Annotated in this window: 7 protein-coding genes; 3 read left to right on the top strand and 4 right to left on the bottom strand. The window is 65.0% G+C overall.

Going from position 1 to position 13,186, the window contains the following annotated elements:
- The first annotated feature begins 103 nt into the window (after positions 1-103).
- From GWG67_RS25730 to GWG67_RS25720, 3 genes are all read left to right on the top strand, one after another.
- Positions 104-2,176 carry a sorbosone dehydrogenase family protein gene (locus GWG67_RS25730; protein WP_275172177.1) on the top strand — a complete coding sequence of 691 codons (2,073 nt, stop codon included), beginning with the start codon at positions 104-106 and terminating at the stop codon, positions 2,174-2,176.
- On the top strand, positions 2,133-3,074 hold the full coding sequence (locus GWG67_RS25725; RefSeq protein ID WP_275172176.1) for an SMP-30/gluconolactonase/LRE family protein: 942 nt from the start codon (positions 2,133-2,135) through the stop codon (positions 3,072-3,074). The genes GWG67_RS25730 and GWG67_RS25725 overlap by 44 nt, the downstream gene beginning before the upstream one ends.
- A 126-nt stretch (positions 3,075-3,200) precedes the next feature.
- Positions 3,201-4,226, top strand: coding sequence for a histone deacetylase family protein (locus tag GWG67_RS25720; RefSeq protein WP_275172174.1), 1,026 nt, complete (start codon positions 3,201-3,203; stop codon positions 4,224-4,226).
- Positions 4,227-4,363: 137 nt separating this feature from the next.
- On the opposite strand, the gene GWG67_RS25715 is transcribed toward GWG67_RS25720, so the two are convergent.
- From GWG67_RS25715 to GWG67_RS25700, 4 genes are all read right to left on the bottom strand, one after another.
- Entirely contained in the window at positions 4,364-5,344 is a 981-nt protein-coding gene (locus GWG67_RS25715) for an LLM class flavin-dependent oxidoreductase (protein ID WP_275172173.1), read from the bottom strand.
- A complete protein-coding gene (locus GWG67_RS25710; protein ID WP_275172172.1) occupies positions 5,341-6,072 on the bottom strand; it encodes a 4'-phosphopantetheinyl transferase superfamily protein in 732 nt (243 codons plus the stop codon). Before GWG67_RS25710 ends, GWG67_RS25715 begins: the two co-directional genes overlap by 4 nt.
- A gap of 244 nt (positions 6,073-6,316) precedes the next feature.
- The gene (locus GWG67_RS25705; RefSeq protein WP_162847227.1) at positions 6,317-6,487 is read right to left on the bottom strand and encodes a hypothetical protein; all 171 of its coding nucleotides are present in this window, start codon (positions 6,485-6,487) and stop codon (positions 6,317-6,319) included.
- 141 nt (positions 6,488-6,628) lie between these two features.
- Positions 6,629-13,084 carry a non-ribosomal peptide synthetase gene (locus tag GWG67_RS25700; protein WP_275172171.1) on the bottom strand — a complete coding sequence of 2,152 codons (6,456 nt, stop codon included), beginning with the start codon at positions 13,082-13,084 and terminating at the stop codon, positions 6,629-6,631.
- Positions 13,085-13,186 lie beyond the last annotated feature (102 nt).

Genomic DNA, 13,186 nt, shown 5'->3' with positions numbered 1-13,186 from the left:
CGGCGCCAAGCCCCCTGCTGGTTTGATCACAAGGGGGTGTTGATCAACTGGACGGCATTCCCACGGCATGGAACAACCCTGGACGGAAAGCCCGGGAGGCGCCGTGAACCACCTCACATTCTGGCGTGAACGCCGAAGCCTGCGCGTATGCGCGGGCGCCTTGGTGATCCTCCTGACCTTCGCCTCGGTAGGCTCGTCAGAACCGGTCCGCAAGAGCGGCTATGCGATCGGCCCGGAGACCTGCGGCAGCTCCGATCTGGTTTTTCCAAGAATCCAGATCGACATGAAAGCGGGATTTTGCGCCGGCCTCGTCGCCAGCGAGGAGGATCGGCTGAAATTCCCGCGCTCGATCATCCAGGTGCCCGGTCGTGACCTGTTCGTGGTCGCGGACATGGCGGGCTGGGGCCATACCGACGGGCGGCTGCTGTTGCTCGACCCGCGTGCACCTGAGGGACAGCGGTTCAAGGAGCTGCTGACTGCAATCGAATATCCGTTCGGTCTCGTGATCGGTCCGGACAAGAAGCTCTATGCCTCGAGCGCGGAGACGATCTTCCGGTTCGATCCGCTCGCCGACAAACCGCGCGATACGGTCGAGACCATCGTCCGTCACATGCCGGGCCGCCGGATCACATTGCCCGACGGCACCAGGGTCGACGAGAGCGCGCATCCACTCAAGCAGTTTGTCTTTGATAAGAACGGCCGCCTGTTCGTCAACATCGGCTCGCACAGCGACGACTGCATCACGCCGGCGCCGATCACAAAGCCTTGCGCGGCGGCCGAGGGCGCTTCCGCGATGGCGTCGATCTGGCTGTTCATGCCGCCGCCGGGCGGTATTTTCCCGGCGTTGAAGCCTGGCGATGCCGACCCGCCGCATAGCGTCTATGCGCGCGGCCTGCGCAACTCGATGGCACTGGCGCTGCACCCGAGCTTTCCCGATGCGGGCTATGCCTTCCTGCAAGGCGAGAACGGTCGCGACCTGCCTGACATTTTCAAGCCGAACGAGGAGATCAATGCGATCGAGCAGGGTCGGCATTACGGCTGGCCCTATTGCTACGATCTGTCGACGCCGAGTCCCGAATTCAGGATCGTCTTGCAGGCGGGAATCTACAAGTCGCTGTGCACCTCCAACGTTCTCTACAAGTCGCCGTTCTCGCTGCTGCCGCCGCACGGTGCGCCGCTCGCGATGCTCTATTATCACGGCGTGAAATTTCCGGAGCTCGAGGGCAAGCTGCTGGTCGGCCTGCACGGCTATCGCCCGACCGGCAGCCGCGTCATCGTCTATGACGTCGACGACCACGGCTTCCCGAAGCCCGCCCCGGCGCCGGTGCGCTATCATGTCAGTTGCGCGGCCGATCCGACCCACAGCTTTCACACCGAGGCCGGCGACGTCGCCGCGGCGCCGTTCGAGGAGCTGATCGCAGGCTGGCACCGCGTCAACGGCGCGCGGCCGCAAGGTGCGCCCGTCGGCATGACGGTCGCGGAGGACGGCGCAATCTGGTTGGTCGAGGACAAGAACCAGACCGTGATCCGGATCGACCGGGCCGCGGGCGATGCGCCCGCGCCGTTGCCCTGCGACATGCGTAGCCAGGCGCTGATCGATCAACTGGCGGTCTTCGTGGCCAGGGACGCGCAGAACAGCGTCCGGCTTACCAATTTGCGCAAGGGCCTCGTCGAGAAGCATTGCGTCGGCTGTCACTCGGATTTCGGCTTGAAGCCCGGCCAATCGGACGCACAGAAGGACGCGACGGTGCTTCGCTTCATGCTGTCGCAGGATGGCTGGATCTATCCTGGCGATCCCGACTCCGGCAAGTTGCGCACGCGGCTTCACGGGTTAGGCGCGGAGAAGCTGATGCCGCCGGGTGGCGAAGGCTTGCCGAAGGCCGAGCCTGGTTACACGCGCCTGCTCGACACGGCGGATCTGCTGGTGTCAAAAATGGTTCCAGGCATCCGGATGCGGATCAAGCCCGGCCCGCCGCAGCGCAAGTTCTTTGGGAAAACCAACAAGGAATGCGGCGAAATACCGGCTGCCAAGGTCGTCGTCGTGACACAAAGGAACGCTGTAGACAAACTTGGCTTCAGCCGCTTCTTCCGGCCGGCCGATCCCTATCTGAATGGCGAGTGCAGCGACGGCGATGGCTATTACATCCGGCAGGAATTTTTGGTGCCTGTGCAGTAGCGTTGTTCTCGTCCTTGCGACGGCACCGGCCCGAGCGGAAACGAAACTGTTCGAAAGCGTGCAGGTGACGCCATCAGGCGAATACACGTTCGGCATCGAAGGGCCGGCCGCCGATCTCGATGGCAATCTCTTCGTCGTCAATTTCGGCAAGCCCGGCACCATCGGCAAGCTGCCTGTCGGCGGCGCGGCGTCCGTGCCGTTTACGGCTTTGCCCGAGGGCAGCGTCGGCAACGCCATCCGCTTCGCGCGCGATGGCACCATGTTCATCGCCGACTACAAGAAGCACAACATCTTCGCGATCCCGAAGGGATCGACCGAGCCCGCCCTCTGGTTTCACTCCGACGAGATGAACCAGCCCAACGACATCACCATCGCCCGCGACGGCACGATCTACGCGAGCGATCCGAACTGGAAAGGTCGCGAAGGTCACATCTGGCGCATCGCGAAGGGAGCCGACGGAACGGTGCAGGGACAGCTCATGTCGGCGCCGCGCGCGATGGGCACCACCAACGGCATCGATCTCAGCCCTGATGACAAGACGCTCTATGTCGGGGAATCCAGCAGCGGCCAGATCTGGTCCTACACGGTCGGCGCCAATGAGCTCACCAGTCCGAAACTCGTCAAGGCGTTCCAGCCCGACACCGTCGACGGCCTGCGCACCGACATGGCCGGCCGCCTCTATGTCGCGCGCATCCTCAAGGGCACGATCACGTTGATGAAGGCCAGTGGCGCGGTCGAGCGGGAGATTGCGCTAAGGGCCAAGGAGCCGACCAATCTCGCCTTCGGCGGCAGCGACGGCAAGACGATCTTCGTGACCCAGCGTCAGGGCGGCTTCGTCGAGTCCTTCCGCACCGACCAGCAGGGCCGCGAGCACTGTCTTCAGCGCGGGCGCTGCTGAGTTTCACGAGCGATCTGCTTCCGGCGCAGGGCGGCGCGACACGGGCGGCATTCTTCTTGCTTGCATCTCGCCGCCGCGGGGATTTAGACATCTGTGGCACCGTCAAAGCGACCACGGAGTGTTTGAGTGAAAGCCGTCCATACCGAGCTGCATCGCAGCCACGATCCGCAATTCTTCCTGGTTCGTGGTGTGGTCAAGCGCACAACCGAGCAGCCCGAACGTGCCGACCGCCTGCTCAAGGGGCTCAAGGACGGCAAGCATCAACTGGTCGAGCCGACCACATTCGGGCAGGGGCCGCGTGCGCGCATCCACAGTCCGGAATATCTGTCGTTCCTGAGCGAGGCCTGGGAGGCCTGGACCGCGCTCGGCGATTCCGGCCCGGAGATGATTGGCAACATCCATCCGGTGCGCCATGCCGCGACTTATCCCACTCACATCATCGGCAAGCTCGGCTGGCACACCGCCGACACCGCGGCGCCAATCGGCCCGGGCACCTGGGCCGCGGCCTGCGCCGCGACCGACGTCGCCGTCACCGCGGCGCAGATGGTGATGGACGGCGAGGATGCGAGCTACGCGCTCTGCCGTCCGCCCGGCCATCACGCCTATCGCGACATGGCCGGCGGCTTCTGCTTCCTCAACAACAGCGCGATCGCGGCGGCGCATCTGCGGCAGAGGCACGAGCGTGTCGTGATCCTCGACGTCGACGTCCATCACGGCAACGGCACGCAAGGCATCTTCTACGCGCGGCCGGACGTCTACACGGTCTCGATCCATGCCGATCCCGTCGCGTATTACCCTTACGTGTGGGGCTATGCGCATGAGCGCGGCGAAGGTCCCGGCCTCGGCACAAATCTCAACATCCCCCTGGCGATCGGCACCGGCGATGACGGTTACATCCAGGCGATGGACGTCGCGCGCAAGGCGATCGAATCCTTTGCGCCCGGCGCCCTCGTCATCGCTCTCGGCCTCGACGCCTCCGAGCACGATCCGCTGAAGGGTCTCGCCGTCACTACGCCCGGCTTCCGCCGCATCGGCCAGGCCATCGCGAAGATGGGCCTGCCGACCGTGTTCGTGCAGGAGGGCGGCTATCTCTCGGATATCCTGGGCGCGAACCTGACCTCGGTGCTGGCGGGATTCGAAGAGGCGCGGTGATTCTCGCTGAGTAGCCCATCATTCTCCGTCATTGCGAGCGTAGCGAAGCAATCCAGAATCTTTCCGCGCAGGGACTCTGGATTGCTTCGCTACGCTCGCAATGACGATGTGATGGTTAGGTCGACTTCATCAACAACTCAAAACATCCCGCTTGCCGCGAGCGCCTTGCAGACGTGCTGCATCTCGGTCTCGTCTGCGACCATGTCGAGCATGATCGTGGTCAGCCCTTTCGCGGCAAATTCCTTCAGCTTCGCGCCGATCTCCGCGTAGCTGCCGACGAGGTAGGGGCAGTCGGCCTGGAAGGTCAGGAACGGCAGCAGCCAATAGCCATTGTCCGCTAGCTCGCCGCTCTGGCCCTCGTAGAGGCGCCGCTTCCACACGGAATCGCTGTTTTCCACGGTGAGTGCGAGCAGTTCGCGATCGTCGGCATTATCGCGGAAACGCGCCTTTGCCGCTTGTCGTGCCTCGTCGCGTCCCTCGCGGGCGAAAATTCCAAAATTCACGCCCGGCGCATCGAGGCCGCGGTCGAGATCGGGCGGCAGCATCTGCATCTTGATGCAGCCGGTCTCCTTCGCCACGCGCTGTGCCGGCTCGGACTGGCCTGCGACCAGAAATTCCGGCATCAGCTCCGGCGGCAGGCGCGGCCGCAGTTGCAGGTTGCTTGCGCGGTAGAACCGGCCCTCGAAAGTCGCCGGCCGCGGGCTTGCCAGCAGCTGGCGCATCAGCGCAACGAATTCGCCGAGCCGGACATAGCGGTCGGCATGCGACTGCTCGTCGCCGAGCCCCTGCAAATCGCTGACCGCCGTCCCCGTGATCATGTTGAGATAGACCTTGCGGCCGTGGAGCTGCGCAAAGGACGAGACAAATTTCGCCGCCGTGAACGGGTGCATGTAGACCGGATTGACCGCGATCAGCGGCGAGGATCGGGTCGTCTCGCCGATGATGTGCTGGGCCATCGCCCAGGGCTCGACGAACACGTCGTTGCCTTCGAACAGCAGGATGCCTTCGAAGCCGTTGCGGTCGGCGAACTGCGCGACCCGCATCAACTCGGCGACGTATTTCTTGGGGTCGCGGTTGCGCGAAATCGCGGGAAATACGCGCAGCCGCCGCGGCGTCATTCAGCCGCCTCCTGCAGCGGCCACGCATTGCGGGTGATGGGAAGGCCGCCGGTGGCGCGGGAGCCATCGGCAATCGCGAGACGATGCGAGGGCGACGGCGAGATCAGCTGGAATCGCCACCCTTGCGGATCGTCGGCAATATCGGGCTTGAAGCTGATCTCGATCGCCTCGCGCGATACCTGCATCGCGAAGGCATCGAGCGGCAAATTGAGGCCGAAACCCCTGGCCTTCAGATAGGCCTCTTTCAGCGTCCAGTAGTCGAAGAAGCGCTCGGTCGCGGCGGGCTCCGGCAGCCCGCGCAGCGTTTCGACCTCTTCCGGCGCGAAGAACCGAAGCGCCGTCGACAGCGGCGCCACCCGACGCGACACGGTCTCGACATCGACGCCGACGGTCTCATGCCCTGACACGACGCAGGCGACGCAGCCGTCGGCATGCGACAGGCTGAAATGCAGCGCGCTCGAGGTCTTGGGCGATGCGACAAACGGCCGCCCGTAACGCCCGGCCGCAAATGACCAGTCGGTGGGGGCGACCTCAGGTGCGACATGCGAGAGCGCAAGGCGCAACATCGCATGCGCGAAAATATACTGCCGCTGGTGCCGCTCGAACATGAAGCGGTGGGCTCGTACCCGTTCGTCGACCGAGAGCAGGCGCCGGCACGTATCAACCGCATCCGGCGCGTCAAAAGTCTCGATCAGTCCGACAAACAGTTCAATTCTGTCGTCTGCCATCAATTGGGCCCATGGCGTCAGGCCGGGGCCAAATCCCCTGCCATGACGGAAGAATCAACTGAGCAAGAATCAACTGAGCGGACCGCTTCTAGCGGTCCACTCGGCGAATCCTTGTCGATTGCTGGCCGGTTTACGGGCGCAAGCTTGTGCGAGACCCCAACTCGACACGCGAGCGGCCAAATTTGAAAGCTGAAGCCCGAAAACTGAAGCCCGAAGATTCGTGCGGCGTCCCGGCCGACGAGTCTTACGTCTTCTTCTTCTTGGACTTCTTTGAGCCGCCCAACATCGAGATGCTAGCGTCGACGTCCTTCAGCGCGGACTGCAGCTTCTTCTTCTCGGCGCCGAGCAACTTCTGCAGGGCCTTGCGGTCCTTGTCGCTCAACGAGGTGCCCTTGGTAAATTTGATGAAACCCATAACGAACTCCCCGGTTGAAAATAATCGTCCAAATCAAAACGCGAGAATAATCTTGCGCGATGGCGCCAAATAATCAAGATGCAACTTGGTCATTCACAGCTTTGACGAGTGACCCCGTATTCGTCCGTGCTTTGCGGCCGGTCATGCCGCCCTGCGATTGAGCAATCGGCCGAGTGGCGCATTGGGTTGGACGAGAGCAGCCCCGAGCAGCGCGACGAGATCCTCCATCCACTGGCCGACCGTAGCGCCGTCGAGCAGCTCGCTCTTGTAATTGCATGAACCGGTGATACCCGTCGACCGCTCCTTGAGCATCAGCGACAGCCATGTCTGGTCGATCGGCAGCACCGGCTGGCCTTCGCGGGCGATGTTGCCGATCGATGCTGTCGCGAGATCAGGCAAACCGAGCGGCTGGCGCAGCGGATTTTGCAGGGTGAAATAGACCTGGAGCAGCGAGGCTGGATTGACGCCCTCCTGCTCCAGATGGTCGGCCAGGATGTTGAACGGCAGCTCCTGGCGCGCATGCGCGTCGAGCACGCTCTCGCGGACCCGGGCCATTGCCTGCGCGAACGACAGCTCCGGCGTGATTTTGGTGCGAACCATCACCGTGTTCTCGAACGGACCGACGATCCGGTCGGTGTCCGGCTGGGCGCGATTGGCCATGGCGGTGGCGATCGAGATGTCGTTGCGGCCGGTCCGCGCCAGCAGCAGGGCTTTCAAACCGGTCAGCAGGCACATGAACAGCGTGCAATTGTGCTGGCCGGCGAAAGCCGCGAGCCGGCTGATCAGCTCACGCTCGAGACTGACCGGATGGTGCCCCCTGGACGGGCCCGGGCTTGATTCGCCCTCGAAGAGGGGAGGCGCCCCGCGCAAATTCTCGGTCCAGTCGGCCGCCTGACGGCGGGCGGCATCGGTGCCGCACCACCAGCGTTGCCAGCGCGCCACGTCCGAAAAAGCCGGCGGCGGTTTCGGCAGCGGCACCGACCGATAGCCGGCCAGCGCCGCATAACGGTTGGATATTTCCTCGAACAGCACGCCGATCGACCAGCCATCGACGACGGCGTGGTGCAGTGTCAGCAGCAACACGTGATCGCCGTCGTGAAGTCGCAGCAGCCGGGCGCGCAGCAGCGGCGCGCGCGTGGTGTCGATCGGGGTATAGGTCTCCTGTTCGATCAGGAGATCGATCTTGCGGAGCTCCAGCGCCTTGCGCCGCTTGTTGTTGTGGGGCTGACCGTCGCCGATCGTCTCGACGGCCAGAACACGGCCGAGGGCGCCGGGCGCGGCGATGCGGCTGACGGGCTCCCCGCCGTTCCAGCCGAAATGGGTCCGCAGCGATTCGTGCCGGCGCACGATGTCGTCGATCGCCTGCGCCAGAGCAGCCAGAATGAGCGGCCCCTGGAGACGGAAGGCGAAAGGCAGGTTGAACAGCGGCAGTCCCTGAAGATTCTGCTCGATCCGCAGCATCTGGTCCTGCGCGATCGAGAGCGTGGGAGGGCTGCCTTCGGCCAGGCTCGCTGTAGCCAGCCTTGCGAAACTTGCGGCCGGCTTGCGCGGCTTTGCCGCCACGGCCTCGTCGACCCGCCGGGCAAGCTCGTCGATCGTCGGTGCCTCGAAGATGGTCTTGATCGGCAGCGACACGCCGAGCGCCCGAGCGACGCGCGCCATGACTTGGCCCGCCAGCAGCGAATGGCCACCGAGGTCGAAGAAATTGTCGGTCACGCCGAGGCTCTCGACCGTCAGCAGGTCGATCCAGATGTCGGACAGTACCTTTTCGGTGAAGCGCCGCGCCGGCACGGTCGTATCCGGTCCGGACGTTTCCTGCTGCGCCGGCGCCAGCAGCGCGCTCCGGTCGATTTTGCCATGGGCATTGAGCGGCACCTGATCCAGGAACAGGAACGCGGACGGGATGGCATGGCCCGGCAGCCGGCTCTTCAGGAAGTCGCGCAGCTCGCTGGCGCTGCTCCGGCTGCCGGATCTTGCGACGATATGGGCGATCAGCCTGACATCGCCGCTCGCTTCGCGACGGGGCTCGACGATGCCGGCGCGCACATCCGGATGGTCGGCAAGCGCGTTCTCGATCTCCTTGAGCTCGATACGGTAGCCGCGGACCTTGACCTGATGGTCGGCGCGACCGAGGCATTCGATCGTGCCGTCGGCGCGGCGACGGGCGAGGTCGCCGGTCCGGTACAGCCGGCTGCTTGCTTTGCGCGAGAACGGATCGGGCAGGAAGCGCTGCCGGTTCTGCGCGGGATCGTTGACATAGCCGCGGCCGACGCCGGCGCCGCCGATGCAGAGCTCGCCGGTCACGCCGACCGGCTGCGGCTGCAGGCTTGCGTCGAGCACGTAGAGCTGCATGTTCGGAAGCGCCGCGCCGACCGGGACATGGCCCGTGTCGGTCGCCGGCGCCTTGGTCAGGCGATGCAGCGACACGTCGTCGGAACATTCCGACGCACCATAGGCATTGATCAGCGGCACTTTCGGGCAGTGGGCAAACCAGGCCTTGCAGAGATCGACGGGCAGCGGTTCGCCCGTCGAGATCAGAAGGCGCAGCCTTGCAAAGGCGCGTCGGACCTGTGTCTCGTCCATGCGATCGAGGATCACGCGCAGCAGCGACGGGACGATCTCCAGCACTGTGATGCCCTCGCGCTCGATCTCGCGCGCGAGCAAAATCGGGTCCTGCACGATCGCGGTACCGCAGACATGGACGCGCGCGCCGACCATGGGCCCCGCGAGGAACTGCCACACCGAGATGACAAAACTCTGCGGCGCGGTCTGCGCGATCACGTCCCGGGACGAGAGGTTCAGCTCGGAGATGAGCGAGGCCAGATGGTTCGAAAGCCCGCGCTGCTCGATCATGACGCCCTTCGGCGCGCCGGAGGAGCCGGAGGTGTAGATGAGATAGGCAAGGCTCGAAGCCGCGCGCCGCGTTGCGCGGGCCGGCTTGGTCGACGCTGGCGCGATGGCGTCCTCGAGCTCGGCCGTTTGAATGCGCTCGACCAGCGGTTCGAGCAGCGCCTCGGCCATGGACGACTGCGCCCGTCCGGTCAGCAGCATGCGGGCGCCGCTCGATCCGAGGATGGTTGCGAGCCGTGCCGGTGGCTGGTCGGGATCGAGATTGAGGAAGGCGGCGCCAACGCGTTGCACGGCGATCATCGCGGCAAGCAGGTCGGGCCCGCGATCTGCAAGCAAGGCAACCACGGCCTCGGCACCGATGCCTTCGAGGGTGAGCCAGCGCGCGACCGCCTGGCTGCGGCGGGCCAGCTCGCGATAGCTCAAGGACGTGCGGCCGTCCGACACCGCGATCGCGTTCGGGGTCTTCTTGACCTGGCGGTCGAAACGTTCGCTCGGATTGCCGCGCGTGGCGAAATTGGCCGGCACGCCCCGGCCCTGCGCCAGCAGCTGCCGGCGTTCGGTCTCGGTCAGGAGTGGCAGGTGCGAGATGCGCTGCTCGGGATCGGCGATGACGGATTCGAGCAGGGTTTTGAACTGAGCTGCCATACCTTCGATCGTCGCCGCGTCGAACAGATCGGTGGCGTATTCGAAGAAGCCGGTGAAACGGCCGTCGGCCTCGACCAGTTCGAGCGTGATGTCGAATCGCGCCACCTTTGGATCGATCTCGAGCCGCCGCGTCGACAGACCGGAGAAACGTGCCGCCTCGATCGAGGCGTTCTGGAGGATGAACATGATCCGGAACAGCGGGTTGCCGTCGCTCCTTCGCGCGATCTGAAGCGCGCGCAGGACTTCCTCGATCGGGAGGTCCTGATTGCGATAGGCATCGAGCGTGACCTGCCGTACCCGGCGCAACATGTCGACGAAGCTCGGATCGCCGCCAAAATCATTGCGCAGGATCAGGGTGTTGGCGAACAGTCCGATCAGGCGCTCGCTCTCGATCTGGTTGCGGTTGGCGATCAAAGATCCCGTCGCGACATCCTCGTGTCCGGTGTGGCGGAACAGCAGGCACTGGAACGCCGCGAGCAGGGTCATGAAGGGCGTGACGCCCTGGTCTTGGCTCAGCGCACGCAGGTCGGCCGACAGGGTCCTGGAGAATTCGAGATAGTGACGGGCACCGTGACCGCTCCAGACCTCCGGCCTTGGTCGGTCGGTCCGCAGCGGCAGCGTGGTGACGCCGTCCAGCTGCGTCCGCCAGTAATCGAGCTGCTCCTTTGCCGCCGGCGTCTTGGCCCAGCTTTGCTGCCACAGCGCGAAGTCGCGGTACTGGAAGGCGGGCGAAGGCAGTGCCGCCGCGTCCTTCTTGCGCGCTGCCGAATAATGGGCGGCGAGTTCTTCCCAGAACAGCCGCTGCGACCAGCCGTCGGTGACGAGGTGGTGGACGTTGACTACCAGCGCATGGCTGCTCTTGTCGAACGAGAGCAGCGTGACTTTCAGCGGCGCCTCATGCGCAAGGTCGAACGGATGCTGCGCGAGCCGGAGCGCTTCGCGCCTGACGACAGCGGCCCGCTTGTCCGCAGGGCAGGGCTTGAGCTTGATCCGCTCGAACCGCGGCGGCGATTGCAGCACAAGCTGCACCGGCTCGCCATCGCGTTCGATGATCACCGACCGCAACGCCTCATGGCGCGCCGACACCGCGGCGAGGCCAGCAGAAAGTGCGGCGATATCGAGCCCACCCTTGAGGAGCGCGACTTCGACGACGTTATAATTGTACCGAGTGGGGTCCAGCCGCGAGAGCACGTACATCCGCTGCTGCTGGAACGACAGCGGCGCGTCTGCTTCCGTGGCCTGGCGCCAAGCCGGCAGCAGCGTTTCGCGATGGGTTGCAGCGGTCTCGATCCGGGCCGCAAGCGCGGCGGCCGTGGCGCAATCAAAAACGTCCTGGAACGAGAAGTCGACATTGAAGCGTTCGCGCAGGCGCGAGCGCATCTGCGTCACCGCGAGCGAGTCCGCGCCGAGCGCGAAGACGTCCTGATCGCCCCCGACCTGCGGCAGCTCCAGCAAATTGGCCCAGACCCCGGCGAGCTCCGTCTCCAGCGCATTGCGCGGCAGACGAGCCTCGTCCTCGCCGCCGCCCCCTGTTGCGATCAGCTCGGCCAGCGCATTGCGCTTAACCTTGCCGCTGGCGCCTTTCGGCAGCGTCGCCACGCTGCGGATCAGGCTCGGCACCTTGTAGGCCGCGAGCCGCTTCCGGGCGAACTGACGCAACTGGTCCGAGGTCGCCTCGGAATTAGGCCGCAGCACCACGATTGCGGCGACGTTCTCGCCGAGCTTCTGGTGCGGGACGGCAAACACGCCGGCCTCCAGCACCCCCGGATGGCTGAGCAGAACCTCTTCCACCTCGAGGGGCGAGATCTTCTGCCCGCCGCGGTTGATGACGTCCTTGATGCGGCCGACGATGAAGAGATAGCCGTCGGAGTCGAGATAACCGAGATCGCCGGTCCGGAACCAGCCGTTGCGAAAGGCAGCCTGTGTCGCCGCCTCGTCATTATAGTAGCCGCGGCTCATATTGGGTCCGCGCAGCGTGATCTCGCCATGCTCGCCGCTGGCGAGCGCGCGGCCCGTCTCGTCCATGATTGCGATCTCGGGGCCCGCGGCACGGCCGACCGATCCAATCTTGCGCAGCTCGAACGGGTTGGCCGCGATCTGTGAGGCCGCCTCCGTCATGCCGTAGGTTTCGAGCACGGGAACGCCGAACGTCGCCTCCAGCCCGTCGAGGATCGCAGGCGCAAGCGATGCCGAGGCGGAGCGGATCACGCGCAGCGACGACGATCGGGCAAGATCCGGGTTCGCCTCCGCCGCCGTCAGCAGCGCGCGATGGATGGTCGGCACTGCCGTGTACCAGGTCGGTTGCAGCTGCCGCATCCAGCCGAAGAAGGAGGATGCGTCGAAACCGTCGGTACAGATCACGCTGGAGCCCGCGGCCACCGCCGTCAGCAGGCCGGAGATCAAACCATGGGCGTGAAACAGCGGCAGGACGTTGAGCAGACGATCGTGGGACGCGAGCGACAGCACGCGGCCGGCGTTGTAGGCGGAGAGACACACATTGCGATGCGTCAGCGGCACCATCTTCGGCCGCGCCGCCGTGCCCGATGTCAGCAGGATGAACGCGTCATCGTCGCCGCGCGAGGCGCCGATGCTGCTCGCCGGTCCAACCGCAGGCCCGACGAACGCGCAGCCGCCGAGATCATCTTGCGATCCCGGCACGAAATCGATCACGGCAATATCGAGCGCCTTGGCGACATCGCGAGCCGCCGAGTTCGTGTCGGCCCTGGTGACGAGCGCCGTCAGCTTCAATTCGCTGAAATAGCGTTGCAGCTCGTCCGCCGTCAGATCGGGATTGACGGGGACGCAAGCGCAGCTCGAGGCGACCGCGATCAGGGCCAGTGCGCTGTCGGCACCGCGCGGCAACGCGACCGCAATGCGGTCGGCAGGTGCAATGCCAAACCCGCGCAGCGTGCTGACGAGCTCATGCGTTCGCTCGGCAATCTCGCCGTAGTTGAGGACCGGCCGGCCGGGGGCGAGGAGGGCGGGGGCCGCCGGCGTCTTGCGGGCATGGAAATCGAGAAGGCCGCCGATATGCGCGAATATCTTCGTTTCGGCCGTCGTGCCGGCTGATTCCTGCGGCGCTGGGCGTGTGGCGTCCGACAATTCCGTTCCCTTTTGATCCGATTGGGCTATTCTTCCAAGAAGTTAAGGAACGCGTCCAGTCTGAGGTGAAGTTTTGGCCCCAAAATCTGTGGTTGCGGGGCC

Origin of the sequence: Bradyrhizobium sp. CSS354 (genome assembly GCF_029051725.1) — a bacterium.
Taxonomy (GTDB): Bacteria; Pseudomonadota; Alphaproteobacteria; order Rhizobiales; family Xanthobacteraceae; genus Bradyrhizobium.
This window is presented reverse-complemented; position numbering and strand designations above follow the sequence as displayed.

Excerpts from the sequence above, each read along its gene's own strand:
- GWG67_RS25715 (WP_275172173.1), bottom strand. The coding sequence starts at position 5,344 with ATGACGCCGCGGCGGCTGCGCGTATTTCCCGCGATTTCGCGCAACCGC.
- GWG67_RS25710 (WP_275172172.1), bottom strand. The coding sequence starts at position 6,072 with ATGGCAGACGACAGAATTGAACTGTTTGTCGGACTGATCGAGACTTTT.
- GWG67_RS25705 (WP_162847227.1), bottom strand. The coding sequence starts at position 6,487 with ATGGGTTTCATCAAATTTACCAAGGGCACCTCGTTGAGCGACAAGGAC.
- GWG67_RS25725 (WP_275172176.1), top strand. The coding sequence starts at position 2,133 with ATGGCTATTACATCCGGCAGGAATTTTTGGTGCCTGTGCAGTAGCGTT.